Genomic DNA, 21,376 nt, shown 5'->3' on the forward strand with positions numbered 1-21,376 from the left:
TCGGCCACGTCACATCGGCTCCCCGGCCACCACGGGCGTCGCCAGCAGCCGCTGTTCCCACAGGGGGCGGACGCCGGTCGCGAGGTACAGCAGGACGAGTGATGTGCCGAGGTCGCCCTCCAGGAAGGACGCGTCCCTGCGCTTCTGCTCAAGCGAGTTGTACTCCAGGGGACCCTTCTCGCGCTGTTCCGCGATGTGGCGGGTCCAGTGCGCGACGCCATCCCGCGCCTGGACGAGCCCGAACTCCGTGGCGCTCCGATGGTTGAACCAGGCCATTCCGGAGGCTCCGTGGCAGACGCAGGCGTCCGACACCCGCGTCAGCGATACCGGACGGTCGGTGGCGGACCTGGCGGTTTCCCGGGCCACGGTCCGGAGGTCCGCCCTGTCGGTGGCGCGGGCCGCCACCGACAGGGCGAGGGCGATGCCCGGGTCGCCGTAGCACCAGGCGCTGCGCGCGGGCATGTAGCGGAACTCCACGGATTGTGAGAACACCGTCTGCTCGACATCGCTGCGCTGCCCGAGGAACCAGTTCAGCGCGAGGTCGAGGAGACGTGCGGCGTGCGGGGCGCACGCGAGGCCGCTCATCGCGGCCGATGCCAGGTAGGACACGAGCCCCGCGTTCCCGTGGGCCACGCCGAGGTCCCGCTGACCGACGAGGTGTGGGCTCCTGCGTACCCGGGGCTCCCAGGCGGTGAGCCGCACGAAGATGCCTTCATCGTGCTCGACCCGCTTCTCGATGACGCGGAGGATCTCGGCGGTGACCCGTTCACGCAGACCCTCGTCGGGGTGGATCAGCCCATACACGCCAAGGCCGAGCAGCCCGAGGGGGAGGTCGACGTCCCGGTCCTCCGGGAAGTCGGCGACCCACTCCATGATCATCCGATCCAGGGGTTCGAGACCGCCGACGAGGACGCCATAGGAGCGGGAGAGGTGCACCGCGGTCCAGCCGACGTGGGCCGCACCGCCGTACAGCCACGGCTCGACGTTGCGCGAGCCCCGCAGGATGTCGAGCGCGCGCCGGAAGGCCTCTTTCGCGGGCCGGCTTTCACCGAGTGCTCGCTCGAACTCCAGGGAGGCAAGGGCCAGATCGAGCTCCAGCAGCAGGCTCGGAGTAGCGGCGATCATGGTTGCCGCATCGTCGTAGAGGACGCGGGCGAGCTTCAGCTGCTCGGCCGCCTCTGGGGTGGGTATCACGCCGTTCCCTTCCGGAAGGATCGGGCGCCTCGCCGCGCCATGGATTCACGGACCTTTCTCAGGGCCAGGTCGTAGGTGAGAAACTCGAGCCGCCGCGCGTCGAAGGCGAACAGGCGGTTGCAGTGCATGTGCAGGGCCGAGCCGAAGGACGGGTAGGCGCTGCGTTCCTCGTACGCCTCCCGGACCGCACCGCCGAACTCGGCAAGCCGGGCCGAGGTCCGTGCCGTCGGCCGCCACGACGCCAGGTACGCGTCGAGCTGCCCGCGGTGTTCCCGGAAGAACTTCCCGCGCTTGTTGCCGTCCTTCTCGAAGTCCATGCCGAGGGACTCCATACAGGCGAGGAGGAAATCGACGCGGGCGGTGTGCGTGTCGAACAGCGTCTCGCACCAGTGCAGCACCACGGCGACCGCATGGTGCAGCCGTGCCGTCTCGTCCGGCCTGGAGGCCACGAACGCGGCCACGTCGTCGCTGTCCGCCCCGAAGAGAGCCTCGGCGTATCGCAGCGCGACCGGTCCTCCGTAGCGTGCGACCTCCGGCACGTACTGGTGCATGGAGTAGTCGGACACCAGTCCCGTCGCCCGGAGCCGTGCCCCGAACGCGTCGAGCGAGCCGAGCACGTCCTGCCGGGCATCGGGGCCGACGGGCCGGACCCGCACGCGGACGTGGTGGCCCTGCTCGGCGTAGCGGATGAAGAACCATTCCTCGGCCCTGCCCCGTCGTCCGAGGTCGCGGACCAACTCCTGGGCGCGGGCGACGACCGTGTCGGCGGCGGCGACGCCGGTGAAGTACCGGAAGTAGAGCCACTCGGTCCCCAGCCCGGCCTCCTGCGAGACCGGCGGCGGCGCGGTCCAGCGCTGGTGCCGGGCGGTGGGCGGGCCGCCGCCGAGGGGCACCACCACCTCGGCCACGTGGCCACCCGCGGCCCCCTGGGCTGCGGGGCTCTCCAGCTGCGGCAGTTCGACGAAGACTGTGTGCTCCTCAGCGGCCGCGGGGCGGGCCAGCGCGGCGGCGACGGAGCGGGAGCTGTGCAGGTCGATGGGGAGGAGCAGATCGTACTCACCGGTGCCGACCCAGCGGCGCTCGCCGAGCTCCGGCAGGCTGCGGCGCAGCTCCCGGGCCGGGTCGGCCGCCGCGACGATCCTGCGTACTGCCTCGCCCGTCAGCCGCCACCGCTCGGGGGTGACGATCACCGAACCGCACACCACGCGGGGCAGGTGGGAGAGTCTGCCGAGCGCTCCCCAGGCCCACGTCACCGCGTCCGTGCCGGCCAACTGGCCGAGGAAGGAGTAGACGGGATCGGAACCGGGCGAGCTGACGTTGTGGGCGGTGCTCAGGTCCAGCAGGACGCGGCGACCCGAGACGCCGTCTCGGAGCCGGAGTTCGTCGCCGACAAGCCGGATCTGGAGTCGGTCCAGAGTGAGCGTGCCGCCGTCGGCGCCGGAGAGGGCGACCGCTTCGTCGAAGAGACGCGGCCTGATGAGCACGTTGCCGATCCGCCCGGTGGGCGAGTGCAGCAGCTCAGCCCTGATCGCCGTGTCCCGGTCCGATGCCTCGTCGGGCCCACCCTTCTCCAGGTCGTACAGCCGTCGCGTCACATCGTCGCGGCCCAGTGAGAAGCGGGCCAGCAGGGCGGAGGACGTTCTGCGATGGCCGGCCACCAGCATGCTCCGATAGGCGCCCTCGTGGTCGTCCAGCAGCGCGGCCTGCACGGACTTGGCCGAGGTGCCTGCGGCTTCGGCGAAGGCGCGCAGGTCGACGGGGCCGCCGGTGGTGATCCACTGGTCCAGTGCGCGCAACAGGGCGGGCCGGACCTCGGGGACGGTCTGGCCGGACCGGTGGCGAACGCCGGCCAGCCGCGCCAGCCGGGAGACTTCCCGCTGGCTGCTCGTCAGCAGGCCGCTGTCCAGATCGACGACCTCCAGGAGGGGGACTTCGGCGTCCTCGTAACGGCGCCGAAACGCCTCGCGGAAGTCCTTCAGGCCGTCGTGCGGAGGGAAAACGGGTTCGAGCCTGCGCAGGGTCTCCTCGAGGTCGGCCACGGTCCCGTGGTCGAGGACCGCCGAGTCCAGGGAGAGTTCCACGTCGACGTGGAACCGGTGGTGGTCGGCGACCTCGGCGAGCGCCGGTATCGCCTCGGACGCCGTCCGCCAACCCCGGTCGAGCACGCCGGGCAACTGCTCCGGGCGGAGGGGGCGGGGACCGCACGTCTCCCGTGAAAGCTCCTGGATCGCGTCCCGTTCGCGGGCTCGGCCGAGGCCGTCCAGAATGGCCGCGGCACGGGTGACCGGCTCCTCGCCGGACGCGAGCAGTTCGGTGCAGCGCAGTAACAGCGCCGAGTCCAGCAGCTTGCCGAGGAAGCCGAGCAGGGCTGCGGCGTCGGTGCTCGGTGCCCGCTCCCGCAGGGCGGCGACGACGTCCTCGGCGACCATGGGCCCGGCATCGAGAACCTTCAGCAGCTCACCCAGCGCCGGTGTCAAGGTGAGGGAGACCACGTCGGCGCCGGCGTCTCCGGGCTTCGTGTAGCGCAGGCCGTCGACGGTGCGGCGCACGGTCGGGTTCAGCCGGACGCACCACTTCTCCCGCGGAGCCTCGTCGTACGCTTCCAGGACGACGCGGTACAGGGCACCGACGTCAGGGCGCACCCGCACCAAATGAGTCGTGGCGGAGCCGAGGCTCAGCTGACGCTGGGGGCCGATGTCGGCAAACCCGGTGCCGGCGAACAGTCCGTACGGGGTGGCCCGGCCGCCCATCCTGCTGATGTAGCGCAGAACGGCGGCCCGGGCCTTCTCCTTACTGGCGCTGTTCGCGACGAGTTGCCGGCCGGCCGCGAGGCCGACGGCGGCCTCCACGAGCGGGTCATCGTCCCAGCCGCCGCGGTCGACCAACCTGGCGGCCTCCTCCACCGCGAGGAGCGCGGCCCTCACCATCGCGACACGGTCGCTGGTCATCGGGAAGCCTCCTCGGCGGTGGGGGTGAGAGCGTCTGCCACAAGCTCGTACAGGGCGGCCAGGGCTCGCAGGTGGTCCTCGGGGTCGGTGGACAGTTCGGCGATGACGACTTCGTCGGCGCCGGTGGCGCGGAGTGCGCCGCGTATTGCCAGTGCGCACTCCTCGGGGGTTCCGGCACAGTTGACCGGGAAGGACTGCTGCTGTGCGTCGGCCATGGCCCGACCCGGGTCGGGGTTGGCTACGAGGGCGAGGGCGACGGCGGTGTGGCCGAGGCCGGTCAGATGGGACGCGTAGGCGTCGAATCCGGCGAGGCAGGCGTCCAGGGCGGGGTTGAGAAACAGTGCGTGGCAGTAGTGGAATCCGAGCCTTCCCGCCGCACGGGCGGAGGAGGTACCGGTGCCGTGCAGCCAACCCTGCCAGTCGCCGGTGAGCGGCTCGACCCCGCCGTCGGCCCCGGGTGCCAGGAGGGCCATGACCGTGTCGAGCGCTTCGTCCAGCTGCCGGTCGGTCTTGCGCAGGTGGTGCACCCGCTCGGATCCGCGGCCGCCGAAGTCGCCGCGGCCGAAGCCGATGTCCAGGCGTCCGGGGCACAGGCCGGCGACGCTGGAGATGTCCTCCGCTGTGTAGAACGGGTCGCGGACGCGGAGCAGGGACACGGCGGTCCCGACGCGTGCCCGGGTGGTCGAGTCGGCGACCACGGCGGCGGTCAGCCAGGGGTTGGTGCTCGGGCACTCCGGGCCATGGTGTTCGGGCACCCATATCCGTCTGTATCCCAGCCGGTCGGCGTACCGGGCGCCGGCCAGGGCCGTACGCCGCTTGTCGTGGACCGGCCGCCGGGGGGACAGGTCCAGGAACTCGATGAGTCCGAGCGGCGGCCCGTAGGGGCCCTGGACGGTGTCGCTCACTCGACGGTCTCCTCAGGTTCCATGGATGTACGGTTCTTCGGCTCGTCCGTGAAGGCGCTGGCCTGGAGGGAGTACATCTCCGCGTAGAGGCCGCCCGCAGCCATCAGCGCGTCGTGGGTGCCCTCTTCCAGGATCTGGCCCTCCTTGAGAACGTAGATGCGATCGGCGTGGCGGACGTTGGAGAACCGATGCGACACCACTGCGGCGGTACGCCCGTTCAGCAAGGTGCGCAGGTCTCCGAGGAGCCGGTGGTCCGCGTGGGCGTCGAGCGCGGACGTCGGCTCGTCCAGCACGACGAGGTCGCGGTCGCGGTAGAAGGCCCGGGCGATGGCGAGGCGCTGGGCCTCACCGCCGGACAGTGAGACCCCGTCCTCGAACTCGGAGCCGAGCACGGTGTCATGCCGCTTGGGGAGCCGCGCGACGACGTCACCGGCGCCCGAGCGGTCGAGGGCCCGCAGCACTCCGGGCTGGTCTCCGTCGCGCCCGATATCGCCGAGAGCCACGTTCTCGCCGACCGTCAGGTGGTACGTCATGTGGTCCTGAAAGACGGTGGTCACCTGGTCCCGCAGTCCGTGGACGTCCAGATCCTTGACGTCGACGCCGTTCCAGGTGAACTTGCCCTCCTGGCCCTGATAGAGGAAGGCGAGGATCTTGGCGAGAGTGGTCTTTCCCGAGCCGTTCGGTCCGACGAACGCGACCATCTCACCGGACCTGATGGTCAGGTCGACGCCGTCGAGGGCCGGTCGCTCGGCACCTGGGTACGTAAAGGTCAGCCCTTCCACGCGGAGTTCAGCCAGCCGTCCCGGCACTGCCCGGGTGCCGCGCGGGGCGCGCGCCGCACTGATCCCCTGGTAGAAGGCATGCTGGTCGTTGAGGAAGTGGCTGGCTTCGCTGAGCTCGCTGATCGGGCCGCCGAGGGAGCCCAGCGAGCCGGCCAGCCGGGCCAGTCCGAGCACGGCGGTCAGCAGTCCCGCCGCGTCGATTCGGCCCGAGCCGTAGAACCAGGCCAGGACGCCAACGCACACAGAGACCAGGAAAGTGAAGGTGAGCTGGCCGGCCATCATGCCGCGCCACTGCTTGCGAATCAGCCCGCGTAGTTCGTCGAGCCGTTCGCGCGACAACTCGTCGTAGCGTCGGGAGAAGTGCTCCACCAGACGGAACGAACGTACTTCGGCGGCAGGCTGGCGGGCAGTCAGCAACCACCCGACGTAACGCCGCCGACGTTCGAGGGGCGTCACCCGGTAGTGGAAGGAGAAGCGCTGTCCAGCCAGTCGGCTCGATACGAGAAGGACGGGGACCGCCGCCAGAAAGACCGCCGGAACCAACAGCGGCTGCAGGAACATGAGGAAGACGGCGAGGGCCAGGACCCGAAGGCCGGCGGCGAGGATCGACATCACGCTACGGACGACCTGCGTGGGCCGGTAGTCCGCGGTCGCCTCGGCCCGGCTGATGCGGTCGTGCACCGTCGGGTCGTCGAAGTCCTCCAGTTCGAGCAGGGCGATGGCCTGGTGCATGCGTGCCGCGCTGAGGCGTTTGACCCGTTCGGAGAGCAACTCCTGCACAACGTGGCGCGCGTTGTCCGCTACGAGCGCGATGACCGTGACCCCGACGGCGGCGATCAGCCAGGGCGCGGCTTGGCCGATCACCCGGTCGCTGTCCTCGTTGGACACGAAGAACGCCGTAGCCATTCCGCGCAGGGCCAGCAACTGGGCCGCTGCCATGATCCCTTCGACTGCCGGAATCGCGATGGCCAGGGCGAAGAGTCCCCCACCGGCCTGCCGGCTGATCCTGAACGCGTCGCGGATGTTGTCGAGAAGCGAACGCCTGGACTCTCCGCCGTTTTCTTTCATCGCACACCTCGATAGATCTCAAGTCCGCCGCTCTGATGGTCCACGGGAGACCGGCCGCCGAAACACCACGAGGGTGTGCCGACGGCCGGAATGCTCCCGGGAACGAGCCGGGTCAGCAGGAGGTCAGCCGCGGATCAGCAGCTGCAGCAGGAGATCGTCTCGCAGTCACCGCAGGTGAAGGCACAGGTGCCCCAGCAGGTGGTGGCGAACGTCGTGGTGCCCTCCGGCTGGTCGGCGCCCATGGTCACGGTGGCGCCACCCGGCGAGGAGAAGACCTCCTCGTCGATGGTGAGGTCGAGCGTGGCCTGGCTGACCTCCGTCATGGAAGTGCTCACCGATTCTCCTTTCGAATGTGTTGCACAATCAAATTTCTCCGGCGGGTGCCGGTCCTCTCGATGCTGAACGGCCCCACCGATCGCTGACAAGAGAACTGATCACGGTGACAGCGTTTCGACACCGACCCGGCAGTGGTGTCTGCCAGATCGTCGTCCTTTCCCCAGTTCCCGCCAGTTGTCGCCAGTTCAGCCGCCGCCGCCCCGATGAGCGAGCATCATGGCTCCATGGACGGAACAGGGCGCGCGTCATCTGTGGATGATTTCAGGGACGTCATGGCCTCGTGGCCCACCGGGGTGGCGGTGGTAACGAGCATCTGGCAGGGAAATCCGATCGGCTGCACGGTGAATACGCTGATGTCCTGGTCCGTCGAACCGCCTTTGGTGGCCGTCGCCCTCAATTCCGCCGGGCAAACGCTACAGGCCGTGCGGGTGAGCGGTCGATTCGGGATTAGCATTCTCGACTGGGCCCGGCAAGATCTGTGCTCTCGGTTCTCGCGCGGTGCACAGCGGGACCGATTCACCAACGTCGATCTCCTCGGGACCGAGGACGTACCCCTGTTGCGGGATTCACTTCACGCCCTCGCCTGCACGGTTCAGAAGACGTTCTCATGCGCGGATCACACACTGGTCCTCGGTTCGCCGTCGCGCATCTACGGAACGGGGCGTGAAACGCCTCTGGTACTGCACGGACGCGCCTTTCACCGGCTGCCGCGAGCCGGCGAGGCCGCTCCGGGGGAGGTACTGGACAGCAGTTTGGCCCGGAGCTCCTTGCGAGTGGACACGCCCAGCGCGTCGTAGAGCCTACGGATTCGTCGGTACATCGACCGCTCTGAACAGTAGTAACGCCTCGCCATCTCACCGACCGGCACCCAGTCACAGAGCATCGTCATCAGTTCCTCGTCTCCGTCGGGGACGAGGTCCTCGCGTGGGACCGGATCGGCGTGAGCTGGTACCGCAGTGCGGAGCGGATCGTGGTCCGCGCCTTCCTCGCCGGCGAGAGTCCCGCGGTTGTGCCCGAGTGCGGCGGCATGCTGCAGCAGCAGCCCCTGCAATACCCTGAGTGACTCGGAAGGATGAACGAGGAGATTCAGAACCCAGTTCGCTCCGCTCTGGATCGCCAAGTGCGTCTGCATTCCGGACGCGTCCGCAACGACCCCGACGATTCCCGAAACTGGGTTGCTCGCGGCAACCTGTGCCACCACGTTCGCATGCTGAGGCGTGAACACCGGAAGAGCGACGAAGGCGTCATCACACTGTTCCATCGCGTCCATGTCGTCCACGTACTTCCATTGCAGCAACTCCGGGGACGCCCGGTCGTAGTACGTGTCGAGTAGTCGCTGCAGCGAACGGTGCGCAACGATGATCGTGAATCCCTTGTAGGCAGCAGTCGAGCCCTGCCCTCCCATGAGAGCCCCCCGTGTGCACTTGAGTGAGGTTCCCGAAATCGGAACCAACTCGATCCACCAGCGATCTCGGGCGATTCGTCGCTGCCGCGACGCAGAACGATTGCCGGATTCGCGTTCGAACAGGACTGTACCTCCCGTTCAAGATCGCTTGAATGGCCGGACACTGGATGGCCGAAACGTGCGCCGGGAGCAGCGGCTGCGGCCTGAAGAAGTGCACGTCGAAAGACATCTCGTCGCGTCGGTGGCTGATCTGCGGTTCACCAGCACCTTCGGCGGCGTAACGGACGGGTGTACCGCCGAGTAGGCCGGGGCGGCGGGCCGTCCGCTTATGGCTTGATCATCCCTCGCGGGGGTCAGTTGGCTTGCCTGGTCGGGCCGCCCTCACTACAGTTCTACCACTGTCTTAGTGGTTTAGGGATGACATGCTCGACTTCCACCTCGACCGCCGGTCGGGCTTGCCGACATATCTGCAGCTCGCACGCCAGGTCGAGCAGGCCTTGCGCCTGGGCATGCTCAAGCCCGGCGATCAACTCCCCACGGCCAAGGAGGTCGTGGGCCAACTGGCGATCAATCCGAACACTGTGCACAAGGCGTACCGCGAACTGGATCGCATGGGCCTCGTGGAAGCGCGCCCCGGCAGGGGAACGTTCGTCCTTCGAGGGCTCGGAGGGCCGGCGGCCGAACGGCGTCCGGAACTGCGGGATGAGCTCGTGCGCTGGATCGATGCCGCCTTCGCCGGCGGCATGGAACCGGCCGACATCCATGCGCTGTTCGATGCCGTGATGCGGGCGAGACTGAACCCGCGGGAAGAAGGACCGGAGTGAACGAAGAAGCCTTGAGGGCCGAGGGCCTCGGGAAGCTCTACAAGGGACGCTGGGCGTTACGGGACCTGACGTTCACCATCCCTGCCGGACGTATCGCCGCACTCGTCGGCCCCAACGGCGCCGGCAAGAGCACCCTCCTACACCTGGCCGCCGGACTGATTGCGCCGAGCGCGGGCAGTGTCCGCATCTTCGGTGACGAACCGGCCGAACACCCTGCAGGCCTGGCCAGAGTCGCCTTCCTCGCCCAGGACAAACCCCTCTACCCTGGCCTCACCGTGGAGGAGACCCTTCTTCTCGGGGCACGCCTCAACCCCGTGTGGGACGACGGTCTCGCCCGAGAGAGGCTTGAAGGGCTTGAAATTCCCCTCCGGGCCCGCATCCGGCAGTTGTCCGGAGGTCAGCGGACCCAAGTCGCGCTCGGCGTCGCGCTGAGCAAGCGCGCAGACCTCCTTCTTCTCGACGAACCGATGGCGGACCTGGACCCTCTTGCACGGCACCAGGTAATGCAGTCGCTCATGGTCGCCGTCGCGGAGACCGGCATGACGGTCGTCATGTCCTCCCACGTACTGGCCGAACTGGAGGAGGTCTGCGACCACCTGCTGCTGCTCAGCGGTGGAAAGGTCCAGCTGAACGGTGACATCGAGGACATTCTCGACGAGCACGCGATGCTATCCGGATCCGCCAGGCTGACGGAGCTTCTCGCTGAAGGGGTGCACAAGGTCGTACAGACCTCCACCGACGACAGAGGAGTCTCCGCACTGGTCCGCCTTGGGACCCCCGTCACGCAGAGCGGAGTTACCATCCGCACCCCGCGGCTCGAGGAACTGGTTCTCGCCTACATGCGGGGACCTGGGGGCGCTACCGGACGAGAGCACCGGATGGAGAAGGTCCGATGACATGGCTCGCCTGGCGGCAGCAGCGCCCTGTCGCGCTCGCGCTGCTCGCGTTACTGGGGTGTTACGCGACCCTGGCGGTCTGGGAACGCAGCACGTACCCGCAGATGCACGGCGTGACGGCCGGCCTGTCACAGTACCTCTCGCTGTTCCTCGGGCTCTTCGTCGGCGCACCCGCGGTGGCGCGTGAGTTCGAACTCGGTACGCATCGACTGGTGTGGACCCAGACCATCACCCGCCGTCACTGGTACCTGACCCGCCTTGCCTGCGCGACGCTCATCTCCCTGGTCAGCGTCGCCATGGTGACCGCCCTGGTGACATGGGCCACGCAGCACCCGGCGCTGTGGACCGCTCCGGACGTGGATCCTCTGAGCCCGGTGTACTTCGATTCCCACGACCTGGTGCCGTTCACGCTCGCCCTAGCCCTCGTGGCGCTCGGCTTCGCCACCGGCGTGCTGTTCCAGAAGACCGTGGTGAGCATGGGCACGGTACTGGTCCTGTGGATCGCCATCACCTCTGGCGGCCCGGCACTCCGTACCGAACTGCAGGAGGCCGACGTCCTCACGGGTTACTGGCCCTGGCAGTTCGCCTATGGAGGGGCCCTAATCCTGCTGGCGGCCACACTCACCCTCGTGGGGCTGCGCCGACTCACCCGCCGATAACCCCTCCCGCGAGGCGGCCTCTACCGAGGCCGCCGTCGCACAGCGTCACACCCCTACTCATTCACGAGGCGCACACCCGTGCCTCCACTGCCCAGCACAGCATGAACGAGAGATCCCACACACAGCGCTCGCTCCCAATTGCGCGCAAGCCCCATCGCACCTGACGGCCACTCAGGATAGGCGTCATTCGTGCGTCACGAAGTCGTCGCGGCCGCGGACGGACCGCCACCGAAGCTCCGGAAACCGCAGCTCAGCCACTGTTCTCCACGTCCACCTGCTGCAACCACCCAAACAGGTCGAACCGACGGCCCTTCCCAAGAAAGCGCAGGCCACAAGCCCTATCGGACCGGCTCGAGAACGGCAACACACTCCACGTGCGACGTCATCGGGAAGAGGTCGAAGACGCGGAGTGTGCGGGGCTTGTAGCCGGCTTCCGCGAAGTACGACAGGTCGCGGGCCAGGGCCGCCGGGTCGCAGGCCACGTACGCGATGCGGCGGGCCGACAGGGAGGCCACGTGGCGGACCGTCTGCCTGCCCGCCCCGGCGCGCGGCGGGTCCAGGACGACCAGGTCGCACTCCGTGATGCCGGTGCGCGGGAGGACCGTTTCGACCTTGCCCTGTTCGATGCGGACGCGGGGGAAGTCCGCCAGGTTGTGCCGGGCGTCCTCCACCGCGCGCTTGCCCGACTCGATGCCGAGGACCGCGCCCGTCTCGCCCAGGCGCTCGGCCAGGGCTCCGGCGAAGATGCCGACGCCGCAGTACAGGTCGAGGGCCATCTCGCCCTTGCGCGGCATCAGGCCCTGCATGACGGCGCGGATCAGGGTGTCGGCGGCCTGCGGGTGGACCTGCCAGAAGCCGCCCATGCCGACGCGGTAGGTGCGGCCGTCGGCGCGCTCGCGGACGAAGGGGCGGCCGTGGACGCGGTGCGTCGCGCCGTCCTTCTCCTCCACGCGGAGGACGGAGACCGGCTTGTCGAGCTCGACCAGGGGCAGCCGTCCGCCGGGGCGCGGGGTGAGGACGACCTGGCGGTCGTGCGAGCCGGTCGCGGCGATCGCCTCGACCGTCGCCATCTGGGGCCATTCGCGCTTCTCGATGCCGAGCTCGGAGACGCCCGGCGCCGCGATCATGCAGTGGTCGACGGGCTCGATGTCGTGCGAGCGGTGCTTGCGCAGGCCGGCGCGGCCCTCGGCGTCGATGGCGTACTGGACGCGGGTGCGCCACTGCGGGACCTGGCCTGCGGGGACCTTGTCGCCCTCGGCGGGGGCGACGGTGCCGTCCCAGCCGGCCTCCTCGGGCGTGAGCCCGGCCAGCCGGCGCAGCTGCTCGGCGACGACCTCGCCCTTGAGGCGGCGCTGCGCACCCGGCTTCGCGTGCTGCCAGTCGCAGCCGCCGCACCGGCCGGGGCCTGCGTACGGGCACGGCGCCTCGACGCGGTCCTTGGATGCCGTCAGGACGGTGACCGCGTCGGCGCGCAGGAAGCGGGAGTCGGTGTCGCCCTCGGTGACCTTGGCGACGACCTTCTCGCCGGGCAGGGTGTGGCGGACGAAGAGGACGCGGCCGTCGGCGGTCCGGGCGATGCAGTGGCCGCCGTGCGCGACGGGGCCGACCTCGACCTCGTACTCCTCCCCGACCAGTGACTGCTTCTCGTTCTGCTCGGTCATGGCCGGGGGTGCTCCAAGGTCGTGGAAGGGGGCGGTTCGCCGGTGCGGGGTGACCGGTCGCGCGTACGGCCGGACGGCCGACCCACCAGTCTACGTGGATCCCGTCCGGCCGTACGCCACCGCCTTCCGCGGCCCGGCTACTTCCCCGTGCGGTCGCCCGCCTTCCGCGGCGTGTCCACGAGGCCGCGGCGCACCGCGCCCGGGGCGTTCCAGTCGGCCCGCTTCCGCGCCCGCCGCTTCGCCAGCTCGGACGACTCCAGCTGGTAGGGGACGGACGTCACCATCACGCCCGGCGTGAACAGCAGCCGCCCCTTCAGCCGCAGCGCGCTCTGGTTGTGCAGCACGTGCTCGTACCAGCGGCCCACGACGTACTCGGGGATGTACACGCTGACCGCGTCGCGCGGGTTCTCGGTGCGCAGGCCCTTGACGTACTCGATGACGGGGCGGGTGATCTCGCGGTACGGGGAGTCCAGGATCTTCAGCGGGACGTTGATCCCGCGCCGCTCCCACTCCTCCCGCAGGGCCTTGGTCTCGGCCGGGTCGACGTTGATGCTGAGTGCTTCGAGGGTGTCGGAGCGGGTCAGCTTGGCGAAGGCGAGGGCGCGCAGCGTCGGCTTGTGGACCTTGGAGACGAGGACGATGGAGTGGACCCGGGACGGGCGCACGCTGTCGTCGCTGGGCCCCTCGGCGGCGGCGATCTCCCGGGACACCCGGTCGTAGTGCTTCCGGATGGCGGTCATCGTCCCGTAGAAGATCACCATGCCGAGCAGGGCGACCCAGGCGCCGTGGGTGAACTTCGTCGCGAGGACGACGACGAGCACGAGCCCGGTGAAGGTGGCGCCGAAGGCGTTGATGGCGCGGGAGCGGATCATCCGGCGGCGGGCGGCGGGGTCGCGCTCGGCGGCCAGGTGCCGGTTCCAGTGCCGGACCATGCCGATCTGGCTGAGGGTGAAGGAGACGAACACGCCGACGATGTAGAGCTGGATCAGCTTGGTGGAGTCGGCGTCGTACAGCCACACCAGCAGCATGGCGGCGCCGGCGAGGAGCACGATGCCGTTGGAGAAGGCGAGGCGGTCGCCGCGGGTGTGGAGCTGGCGCGGCAGGTAGCGGTCCTGCGCGAGGATCGAGCCGAGCAGCGGGAAGCCGTTGTAGGCGGTGTTCGCGGCGAGGAAGAGCACGAGGGCCGTTCCCGCGGCGAGGATCATGAAGAGGATGCTGCCGTGGCCGAAGACGGCCTCGGCTACCTGGGAGATGACCGGGTCCTGGACGTAGCTGTCGCCGACGGGGACGCCGTCGCGGAGCAGGTCCTGGGCGGGCTGCTCGGCCATCCGCACGTCGGTGGCCAGGGCGAGGCCGATGATCCCGCAGAACATGGTGACGGCCAGGGCGCCCATGAGCAGCAGCGTGCTGGCGGCGTTCCGGCTCTTCGGCTTGCGGAAGGCGGGCACGCCGTTGCTGATCGCCTCGACGCCGGTGAGGGCGGCGCAGCCGGAGGAGAAGGCGCGCAGCAGCAGGAAGACGAGGGCGAACCCGGCGATCCCCTGGTGCTCGGGCCGGATCTCCAGGTCGGCGGTGGGGGCGTACATCGACTCGTCGAGGACGATTCCCCGCCATGCGCCCCAGGCGATCATGAGGAAGACGCCCGCGACGAAAACGTACGTGGGAATCGCGAAGAGCTTGCCCGACTCCTTGACGCCGCGCAGGTTCATCACCGTCAGCAGCAGAATCATGATCATCGCGCTGAACACTTTGTGTTCGATCACGAAATGCCATGCGGAGCCGAGGTTTTCGACTCCGGACGAGATCGAGACGGCCACGGTGAGCACATAGTCGACGAGCAGGGCGCTCGCGACGGTGAGTCCGGCCTTCGGGCCCAGGTTGGTGTTGGCGACCTCGTAGTCCCCGCCGCCGCTGGGGTACGCGTGCACGTTCTGCCGGTACGAGGCGACCACCGTGAACATGAGCACGACGACCGCGGCGGCGATCCACGGGCTGTACTGGTAGGCCGACACACCCGCGATGGACAGGACCAGCAGCACCTCTCCGGGCGCGTACGCCACGGAGGAGAGCGGGTCGGAGGCGAAGACGGGTAGGGCGATCCTCTTCGGGAGCAGCGTCTCCCCGAGGCGGTCGCTGCGCAGCGCCCGGCCGATCAGGATCCGTTTGGGCACGTCGGTCAGTTTGGACACGGACAGGATCGTAAGCGTTCGAAATCGGCCTGACGAACCCCCCGCCCCGCATTGCACGGCAATGCGCCCCGAGTGCCCTCCAACAGGCCGCAAGGGCGACCGCCCGTGTGTAGCTTGGGCGGTGGTCTGAGACCCTGTTAAGCCAGAGATGCATATGAGGCTGGGAACCAGCGAGCGCTGAACAGCCGGAAGGACGGCCGTGCACATCGTCATTATGGGCTGCGGAAGGGTGGGCTCCGCCCTCGCGCAGACCTTGGAACAGCAGGGGCATACGGTCGCGGTCATCGACCAGGACCCCACCGCATTCCGCCGGCTGGGAGCCGGATTCGGCGGCCGCCGCGTCACCGGCGTCGGCTTCGACCAGGACACGCTGCGCGAGGCCGGGATCGAGGACGCCGGGGCGTTCGCAGCGGTCAGCAGTGGTGACAATTCCAACATCATCGCCGCCCGCGTGGCCCGCGAGATGTTCGGCGTGGAGAACGTCGCGGCCCGCATCTACGACCCCAAGCGCGCCGAGGTCTACCAGCGCCTCGGCATCCCGACCGTGGCGACCGTGCGGTGGACGGCCGACCAGATGCTGCGCCGGCTGCTGCCGTCGGGCGCCGAGCCGCTGTGGCGCGACCCGAGCGGCGCGGTCCAGCTCGCCGAGGTGCACACCTCGCCCGTCTGGATCGGGCAGAAGGTCAGCCGGCTCCAGGACGAGACGGGCGTGCGCGTGGCGTTCCTCACGCGTCTCGGCGAGGCCGTGCTGCCGACCTCGCAGACCGTCCTCCAGGAAGGCGACCTCGTCCACGTGATGATGCGCACGGACGAGATCGACAAGGTGGAGGCGGCGTTCGCCGAGGGCCCCGAGGAGGCACACGCATGAGGGTCGCGATTGCCGGAGCCGGCGCGGTGGGCCGTTCCATCGCGGGCGAGCTGCTGGAGAACGGGCACGAGGTGCTCCTGGTCGACAAGGCGCCGACCGCGATCTCGGTGGAGCGGGTCCCGCAGGCCGAGTGGCTGCTCGCCGACGCCTGCGAGATCACCTCGCTGGACGAGGCGGCGCTGCAGCGCTGCAACGTCGTCATCGCCGCGACGGGCGACGACAAGGTGAACCTGGTCGTCTCGCTGCTGGCCAAGACCGAGTACGGGGTCCCGCGCGTGGTGGCGCGCGTGAACAACCCGAAGAACGAGTGGCTCTTCAACGAGGCCTGGGGCGTCGACGTCGCCGTGTCCACGCCGCGCCTGATGTCCGCGCTGGTCGAGGAGGCCGTCAGCGTCGGCGACCTGGTGCGGCTGCTGCGCTTCAGCCACGGCGACGCCAACCTGGTCGAGCTGACGCTGCCCCCCGAGTCGGCGGTGGCCGGCCGCCAGTTCGGCGAGATCACCTGGCCCGAGGACACCTCGCTCGTGACGATCATCCGCGGCAACCGGGTGCTCACCCCGCACGCCGAGGAGACGCTGGAGGCGGGCGACGAGCTGCTGTTCGTGGCCGCGCAGGCGCGCGAGCAGCAGTTGGAGGACCTGCTGCAGGCCCCGCGCGCCTGAGCCCGGTGCGCGGAAGGGGCGGGGCGGCCGGTGACCGGCCGCCCCGCCCTCCTCCGTTCCCGTACGTACGCTCCCCCGACCCGGCGGGAGGCGGCGGCCCTCAGTCCTGCGGCTCGCCGGGCCGCGCCGTCCCGGCCTTCGCCTTGGCGGCCTTCCGCTCGGCCTCCTCCGCCTCGTACTCGGCGATGACGTCGATCGGCGGCGGCGCCTTGGCGAGGAACACCCACGTGAAGTAGACGGCCAGCAGCATCGGCGGCAGCTTCAGCGCGATCAGCACCCAGCCGAGCTGGGTGGCGTCGCCCCACCAGTACAGCGGGAAGAGGATCGCGTACTTGGCGAGGAAGATGATGCCCCAGGCCAGGCTGGCCTTGGTGTAGGCCTTCTTGCGACCGGGGTTGCGGGTCCGCCAGGACATGTTCTCCCGGAAGACGGGGCCGAGGACCACGCCCAGCAGCGGGAACCCCACGAGCGCCGAGAGGGTGAAGGCCAGGCCGAGCCCCGCGCCGTAGATCATGCCGGGCAGGTAGAAGCCCTTGGCGCTGCCGGTGAACAGCGCGAACGCGATGCCGACGCCGACGCCGAAGACGCCGCTGAAGGCGTGCTTGACGGTGTCCCTGCGCAGCAGCCGGACGACCACCAGCACCACGGCCACCGCGCCCGCGGCGATCGCGGACAGCCGGACGTCCCGGTTGACGGTGTAGATCATCACGAAGAGCAGGCCGGGGAGCATCGTCTCCACCGTGCCCCGCACGCCCCCGAAGGCGTCGAAGAGCGCGGCCTGGGTCACCTCGTGCTGCTCGCTCCGGGCGGTCCGGGCATGCCGGCGGCCGCCGGCCGCCGCGGGGGCGGCGGGACCTCCTGCGGCGGACTGCGGATCCTGCGCGGGCGGGGTTTCGTCGAGTGGCGTCACCGGTCAGTGCTCCTGTCCGAGCGGTCGGAGTTCGTACTTCGGGTTGAAGAGGACCCTGCGGCCGTGGCTCATGGAGATCCGCCCGGAGGCGATCATGCGGCGGCCCGGCTCGATTCCCACGATCGAGCGACGGCCGAGCCAGACCACGTCCAGCGCGGCGGAGCCGTCGAACAGCTCCGCCTCCAGCGCCGGAACGCCGGCCCGCGGCCGGAGCGTGACGGTGCGCAGGGTTCCGGTGACCTTGACTATCTCCCGGTCGTGGCAGTCGCAGATCCGCGTGCACCCCGCGGCCTCTGCGTCCTCCTGGAGCTCCGCCGAATGCAGGTCCTCCTGGGAGGTGGAGAGCCGCTCTATCATCCGGCGGAACCGGCCCGCCGGCCTGACCGGCTTGGCGGACTTCTCGGGACGCGGTTCAGCACTCATACCTCGAAGCGTACCGGCGTGCCGGGCCCCGTTCGAAGTCCCGCAGCCCGCCGCAGCGGCGGCCCGGCGGGCAGGTGCCGGGAGCGCGCGAGGCCCCGGGCCGCGCCCCGCGAGGCGCGGCCCGGGGCCTCTTCCGTGCAGTGCCCGCGGTGTGCGCGGTCCGTGCGGGTGCCCGCGCCGCCGCGGCCGGTGTCAGCGGACCTCGGTGATCTCCGGGCCGCGCTCCAGCTGGCCCATGCCGCCGGAGAAGCGGGAGCCCTCCTGCGTCTCGGTCTGGACGCCGTCCGGCACCATCTGGGCGTCGTTCGGCAGCTTCAGCACGATCGGGTCGCGCGGGGCCATCGGGCCGTCGCCGCGGACGATGACCGTGTCCCGGAAGATCTGCTCCAGCAGGCCGGCGGACTCGGGTCGCACCGCCGCCTGGCCGGAGATGACGCCGCGCAGGAACCAGCGCGGGCCGTCGACGCCGACGAAGCGGACCAGCTGGGCGCCGGTCTGCCCGTCGGGCATGGGTACGGGCACCTGGGCGCGCAGCTCCCAGCCGAGCGGGCCCTCGGCCTCGTCGATGAGGCCGCCCTGCTGGACGATGCCCGCGGCGATCTCCTCGCGGACCTCGCCCCAGATGCCTTCCTTCTTGGGTGCGGCGAACGCCTGGAGCTGCACGGCGCTGTCGCCGAGGACGACCGTCGCGGCGACGATCGCGTCGCCGGCTACCTCGACGCGCAGTTCCATGCCCTCGACACCCGGTACGAGGATGCCGCCGAGGTCGACCCGGCCCTCGGCCGGCGACCCGGGCACCTCGGTGACGTCCCACGGCCCGTCGGGCCGCGGGGCCGGCGGCAGGTTCACCCGGCGGGGGGCGGTCTCCAGCTCCTCGCCGCCCTCCTGCTCGTCGGCAGCCACGCCGTCCACGACCTGCTCGGCCGCGCCGCCGTCCTGGGCGGAGTCGTTCTTCTTGCGACGTCCGAACACGTCACTGTCCTTCCCGGTCGGATACGACCGAAGCGTAGCCATTCCCACCCTGCTGACCAGCGCCGGATCCGGCCACGGCCGCATGACCGCCGGTGGAGCCGAAACCCCCCTCGGCCCGGGCCGAGCCGGGAAGTTCCGCCACCTCGTGGAAGCGCACCTTCTCGACCCGCTGGACAACCAGCTGGGCAATGCGGTCGAAGCGCTCGAACCGGACGCTCTCGCGCGGGTCGAGATTGACCACGATCACCTTGATCTCCCCACGGTACCCGGCATCGACCGTCCCCGGGGCATTCACGAGCGCGAGGCCGCAGCGGGCGGCGAGTCCGGAGCGGGGGTGGACGAAGGCCGCGTACCCGTCGGGCAGGGCGATCGAGACGCCCGTGGGCAGGACGGCGCGCTCGCCGGGCGCGAGCTCGGCGGCCTGCGTGGTCACCAGGTCGCAGCCGGCGTCGCCGGGGTGCCCGTACGCGGGGATCGGGACCTCGGGGTCGACGCGCCTGATCAGCACGTCGACGGGGTGGTTGGGGTTGTGCTGAGCCATCAGGGGTTCACCTCGAAGGCGCGTGCGCGCCTGACCTGGTCCGGGTCGGCCATCGCCGCCCGGATCTCCTCGGGCCGACCGTTGTCGATGAAGTGGTCGACCTTCACCTCTATGAAGAGCGCGTCCGCGCGTACGGCGACGGGGCCGTCGGGCCCGCCGGTGCGTCCGACGGCCGTGCAGTAGATCTTGCGGCCGGCCACGGCCGTCACCTCGGCCTCCAGATGCAGGACGGTGCCGACGGGCACGGGCCGCACGAAGTCGGTCTCCAGCCGCCCGGTCACGGCGATGACGCGGAGCAGCCAGTTCAGGGAGCCGAGGGTCTCGTCGAGCGCGGTGGCGAGCACGCCGCCGTGCGCGAGGCCGGGCGCGCCCTGGTGGGCGGGCCGGACGGTGAACTCGGCGGTGACGCTCACACCGTCGCCCGCGCGCGCCTGGAGGTGGAGGCCGTGCGGCTGTCCGCCGCCGCACCCGAAGCAGTGCTCGTAGTGCGCGCCGAGCAGCTCGCCGGGCGCCGGCGCGTCGGGGTGCCGGACCGGCGCGGCGGCGTCTTCCGGGGGCGTCAGCGCTGTGTTTCGTCCACTCACAGGCGCAGACCTTACCCGCGCCGCTACCCGCCGGTCGCCCCGTGGCAGGCTTGGGGGCATGCAGCTCTCCCCCGCGCACCATGACGAACGCCTGACCGCACCCCGCTCCTGGTGGGGCATCGCCGCCCTGATCGGGCTGGCGTGCGCGCTGATGCTGCTGCCGCTCGGTCTGCTGCCGCTGCTCGCGGGGCTGGTCGGCGGGGCGGCGCTGGCGGGGATCCTGGTCAGCAGCTACGGCTCCGCGCGCGTGCGCGTGGTGGGAGGGGCGCTGGCGGCGGGCGATGCGCGGATCCCGGTGGCGGCGCTCGGGGAGCCGGAGGTCCTCGATGCGGAGGAGGCGCGCGCCTGGCGCACGTACAAGGCGGACTCGCGCGCGTTCATGCTGATGCGCAGCTACGTGCCGACGGCGCTGCGGATCCCGGTGGTGGACCCGGCCGACCCGACCCCGTACGTGTACGTCTCCACGCGCGCTCCCGAGGCCCTGGCGGCGGCGATCCGGTCGGCGCGGTCCGCGGCCTGACCGGAGCCGCCGGGTCCCGGGCGGGGCCCGGGCCGCTTCACGTCCGCCGGCGTTGTGCGGCGGTGTCCGTCAGGTCCGCGGATCCCGTGCGCCGGCCCCTTCGGGCCCGCTGTCGGGACGGGGTTCCCCGAGGACGTCGGCCAGGCCGCCGGGGAGGGGCTCTGCGGGCCTGTCCAGGCGCGGGAGGGCGGGCAGGGCCTCCCAGGGCACGGCGCGGCTGCGGAGGTCGTCTCGGACCTTCTCGGCGAGCCTGCGGGTGTCGCGGCGGTTCATGAGGGCGCCGACGGCCGCCCCAACCATGAAGGGGATCAGGTTGGGCAGGTTGCGGAGCATCCGCTTGGTGATCTGCTGGCGCAGCTCGCGCCGCATCTGCCCGCCGAGGGCGGCATTGACGGTCGCCGGCTTCTTCCAGTCGACGCCGCGCTCCTCGGTCCAGGCGGTGAGGTAGGCGGTGCTGCGGTCCTTGGCGCTTCCGGGCGGGCGCAGGCCGTACACCTCGTGCAGCTCGGCGATGAGCTTCAGCTCGATCGCCGCGACGCCGAGGATCTCGGCGGCGAGCTCCGCGGGCATCGCGGGCGGGGTGGGGAGCATGGCGGCGGCGCCGATGCCGGCTCCCACGGTGGAGGTGCCCTTGGCGGCTCCGGCGATCAGCTTGTCGGCGATCTCCTCGGGGCCGAGGCCGGGGAACTGGGCGCGGAGCGCGGCCAGGTCCCGCACCGGGATGCGCGGGGCCACCTCGACGAGGCGGTCGGTGATGTACAGGGCGGCGGCCCTGGCTCTCGCGCCGCCCTTCCGCACACCGTTCCTGACGGCTTGCAGCCGTCGGGCTGCGGCCCGCTCGGGGGCCCCTGCGCCGGCCCCTGGCTCCGCCGGAGGTCCGGGGGCGGCGGTCGGGAGGGCGGCGGGTGCGCCGGGAGCTGCTGGGCCCGTCACCGGGCCCGTGGCTCCCGTCTGCGTCTCCGCCCGTTCACCGGACTTCCGGAAGAGGCGATTCCGAAACGGTGTCGAGCCGGTCACGGCCGACGCCTC

At 70.5% G+C, this 21,376-nt stretch carries 21 protein-coding genes; 7 read left to right on the forward strand and 14 right to left on the reverse strand.

What is annotated here, in order from left to right; genetic code table 11:
- Positions 1-9 precede the first annotated feature (9 nt).
- The 5 genes from MUK52_RS07320 to MUK52_RS07340 all read right to left on the reverse strand — a co-directional run bounded on the left by MUK52_RS07320 (position 10) and on the right by MUK52_RS07340 (position 7,232).
- The gene (locus MUK52_RS07320; protein ID WP_284575197.1) at positions 10-1,194 is read right to left on the reverse strand and encodes a lanthionine synthetase LanC family protein; all 1,185 of its coding nucleotides are present in this window, start codon (positions 1,192-1,194) and stop codon (positions 10-12) included.
- Complete coding sequence (locus MUK52_RS07325) at positions 1,191-4,142, reverse strand: lantibiotic dehydratase (RefSeq protein WP_284575198.1); 2,952 nt, start codon at positions 4,140-4,142, stop codon at positions 1,191-1,193. The genes MUK52_RS07320 and MUK52_RS07325 overlap by 4 nt, the downstream gene beginning before the upstream one ends.
- Positions 4,139-5,047, reverse strand: a complete 909-nt coding sequence (locus MUK52_RS07330) for an LLM class flavin-dependent oxidoreductase (RefSeq protein WP_284575199.1) — start codon at positions 5,045-5,047, stop codon at positions 4,139-4,141. Before MUK52_RS07330 ends, MUK52_RS07325 begins: the two co-directional genes overlap by 4 nt.
- Positions 5,044-6,897, reverse strand: a complete 1,854-nt coding sequence (locus tag MUK52_RS07335) for an ABC transporter ATP-binding protein (RefSeq protein WP_284575200.1) — start codon at positions 6,895-6,897, stop codon at positions 5,044-5,046. Before MUK52_RS07335 ends, MUK52_RS07330 begins: the two co-directional genes overlap by 4 nt.
- Before the next feature lie 134 nt (positions 6,898-7,031).
- The gene (locus MUK52_RS07340) at positions 7,032-7,232 is read right to left on the reverse strand and encodes a hypothetical protein (RefSeq protein WP_284575202.1); all 201 of its coding nucleotides are present in this window, start codon (positions 7,230-7,232) and stop codon (positions 7,032-7,034) included.
- 273 nt (positions 7,233-7,505) lie between these two features.
- Here MUK52_RS07340 and MUK52_RS33150 point away from each other — a divergent pair, with 273 nt between their 5' ends.
- Positions 7,506-8,030, forward strand: coding sequence for a flavin reductase family protein (locus MUK52_RS33150; RefSeq protein ID WP_350206334.1), 525 nt, complete (start codon positions 7,506-7,508; stop codon positions 8,028-8,030).
- Here MUK52_RS33150 and MUK52_RS07345 read toward each other — a convergent pair.
- Positions 7,931-8,638: a hypothetical protein gene (locus tag MUK52_RS07345; protein WP_284575203.1), complete on the reverse strand. Its 708-nt coding sequence runs from the start codon at positions 8,636-8,638 to the stop codon at positions 7,931-7,933. The two genes, MUK52_RS33150 and MUK52_RS07345, sit on opposite strands and share 100 nt — an antisense overlap.
- A gap of 422 nt (positions 8,639-9,060) precedes the next feature.
- Between MUK52_RS07345 and MUK52_RS07350 the strand changes: the two genes are divergently transcribed.
- From MUK52_RS07350 to MUK52_RS07360, 3 genes are read left to right on the forward strand one after another with little or no spacing between them, the layout of a single operon-like run.
- Positions 9,061-9,462, forward strand: a complete 402-nt coding sequence (locus tag MUK52_RS07350; protein WP_284575204.1) for a GntR family transcriptional regulator — start codon at positions 9,061-9,063, stop codon at positions 9,460-9,462.
- A complete protein-coding gene (locus tag MUK52_RS07355; protein ID WP_284575205.1) occupies positions 9,459-10,358 on the forward strand; it encodes an ABC transporter ATP-binding protein in 900 nt (299 codons plus the stop codon). Before MUK52_RS07350 ends, MUK52_RS07355 begins: the two co-directional genes overlap by 4 nt.
- A complete protein-coding gene (locus MUK52_RS07360; protein ID WP_284575206.1) occupies positions 10,355-11,017 on the forward strand; it encodes an ABC transporter permease in 663 nt (220 codons plus the stop codon). The genes MUK52_RS07355 and MUK52_RS07360 overlap by 4 nt, the downstream gene beginning before the upstream one ends.
- Before the next feature lie 338 nt (positions 11,018-11,355).
- Here MUK52_RS07360 and MUK52_RS07365 read toward each other — a convergent pair whose 3' ends face one another.
- Positions 11,356-12,678, reverse strand: a complete 1,323-nt coding sequence (locus tag MUK52_RS07365) for a class I SAM-dependent RNA methyltransferase (protein ID WP_284575207.1) — start codon at positions 12,676-12,678, stop codon at positions 11,356-11,358.
- A gap of 137 nt (positions 12,679-12,815) precedes the next feature.
- Complete coding sequence (locus MUK52_RS07370) at positions 12,816-14,867, reverse strand: APC family permease (protein ID WP_114054587.1); 2,052 nt, start codon at positions 14,865-14,867, stop codon at positions 12,816-12,818.
- A gap of 199 nt (positions 14,868-15,066) precedes the next feature.
- Here MUK52_RS07370 and MUK52_RS07375 point away from each other — a divergent pair, with 199 nt between their 5' ends.
- Both MUK52_RS07375 and MUK52_RS07380 read left to right on the forward strand, forming a co-directional pair.
- Positions 15,067-15,735, forward strand: coding sequence for a potassium channel family protein (locus MUK52_RS07375; RefSeq protein WP_114054586.1), 669 nt, complete (start codon positions 15,067-15,069; stop codon positions 15,733-15,735).
- Complete coding sequence (locus MUK52_RS07380; RefSeq protein WP_114054585.1) at positions 15,732-16,397, forward strand: potassium channel family protein; 666 nt, start codon at positions 15,732-15,734, stop codon at positions 16,395-16,397. Before MUK52_RS07375 ends, MUK52_RS07380 begins: the two co-directional genes overlap by 4 nt.
- Before the next feature lie 100 nt (positions 16,398-16,497).
- On the opposite strand, the gene MUK52_RS07385 is transcribed toward MUK52_RS07380, so the two are convergent.
- The 5 genes from MUK52_RS07385 to MUK52_RS07405 form a co-directional block, all read right to left on the reverse strand.
- Complete coding sequence (locus tag MUK52_RS07385; RefSeq protein WP_284575209.1) at positions 16,498-17,307, reverse strand: DUF3159 domain-containing protein; 810 nt, start codon at positions 17,305-17,307, stop codon at positions 16,498-16,500.
- 3 nt (positions 17,308-17,310) lie between these two features.
- Entirely contained in the window at positions 17,311-17,730 is a 420-nt protein-coding gene (locus MUK52_RS07390) for an OB-fold nucleic acid binding domain-containing protein (protein ID WP_114054583.1), read from the reverse strand.
- Between the two features lie 192 nt (positions 17,731-17,922).
- On the reverse strand, positions 17,923-18,702 hold the full coding sequence (locus tag MUK52_RS07395) for a DUF3710 domain-containing protein (RefSeq protein WP_114054582.1): 780 nt from the start codon (positions 18,700-18,702) through the stop codon (positions 17,923-17,925).
- A 1-nt stretch (position 18,703) separates the two neighbouring features.
- A complete protein-coding gene (dut, locus tag MUK52_RS07400) occupies positions 18,704-19,243 on the reverse strand; it encodes a dUTP diphosphatase (protein WP_114054581.1) in 540 nt (179 codons plus the stop codon).
- Positions 19,243-19,827, reverse strand: a complete 585-nt coding sequence (locus MUK52_RS07405) for a PaaI family thioesterase (protein ID WP_114054580.1) — start codon at positions 19,825-19,827, stop codon at positions 19,243-19,245. The genes dut and MUK52_RS07405 overlap by 1 nt, the downstream gene beginning before the upstream one ends.
- Before the next feature lie 58 nt (positions 19,828-19,885).
- On the opposite strand from MUK52_RS07405, the gene MUK52_RS07410 reads away from it, so the two are divergent.
- The gene (locus tag MUK52_RS07410; RefSeq protein ID WP_114054579.1) at positions 19,886-20,347 is read left to right on the forward strand and encodes a DUF3093 domain-containing protein; all 462 of its coding nucleotides are present in this window, start codon (positions 19,886-19,888) and stop codon (positions 20,345-20,347) included.
- 69 nt (positions 20,348-20,416) lie between these two features.
- Here the strand turns inward: MUK52_RS07410 and MUK52_RS07415 are convergent, their stop codons facing one another.
- Positions 20,417-21,364: a hypothetical protein gene (locus tag MUK52_RS07415; RefSeq protein ID WP_284575212.1), complete on the reverse strand. Its 948-nt coding sequence runs from the start codon at positions 21,362-21,364 to the stop codon at positions 20,417-20,419.
- Between the last annotated feature and the right edge of the window lie 12 nt (positions 21,365-21,376).

It is taken from the genome of Streptomyces sp. 2P-4 (genome assembly GCF_030167965.1).
Taxonomy (GTDB): Bacteria; Actinomycetota; Actinomycetes; order Streptomycetales; family Streptomycetaceae; genus Streptomyces; species Streptomyces globosus_A.

Coding starts and splice junctions, on each gene's coding strand:
- MUK52_RS07325 (WP_284575198.1), bottom strand. CDS start 4,142: ATGACCAGCGACCGTGTCGCGATGGTGAGGGCCGCGCTCCTCGCGGTG.
- MUK52_RS07335 (WP_284575200.1), bottom strand. CDS start 6,897: ATGAAAGAAAACGGCGGAGAGTCCAGGCGTTCGCTTCTCGACAACATC.
- MUK52_RS33150 (WP_350206334.1), top strand. CDS start 7,506: ATGGCCTCGTGGCCCACCGGGGTGGCGGTGGTAACGAGCATCTGGCAG.
- MUK52_RS07345 (WP_284575203.1), bottom strand. CDS start 8,638: ATGGGAGGGCAGGGCTCGACTGCTGCCTACAAGGGATTCACGATCATC.
- MUK52_RS07350 (WP_284575204.1), top strand. CDS start 9,061: ATGCTCGACTTCCACCTCGACCGCCGGTCGGGCTTGCCGACATATCTG.
- MUK52_RS07360 (WP_284575206.1), top strand. CDS start 10,355: ATGACATGGCTCGCCTGGCGGCAGCAGCGCCCTGTCGCGCTCGCGCTG.
- MUK52_RS07365 (WP_284575207.1), bottom strand. CDS start 12,678: ATGACCGAGCAGAACGAGAAGCAGTCACTGGTCGGGGAGGAGTACGAG.
- MUK52_RS07380 (WP_114054585.1), top strand. CDS start 15,732: ATGAGGGTCGCGATTGCCGGAGCCGGCGCGGTGGGCCGTTCCATCGCG.
- MUK52_RS07390 (WP_114054583.1), bottom strand. CDS start 17,730: ATGAGTGCTGAACCGCGTCCCGAGAAGTCCGCCAAGCCGGTCAGGCCG.
- dut (WP_114054581.1), bottom strand. CDS start 19,243: ATGGCTCAGCACAACCCCAACCACCCCGTCGACGTGCTGATCAGGCGC.
- MUK52_RS07410 (WP_114054579.1), top strand. CDS start 19,886: ATGCAGCTCTCCCCCGCGCACCATGACGAACGCCTGACCGCACCCCGC.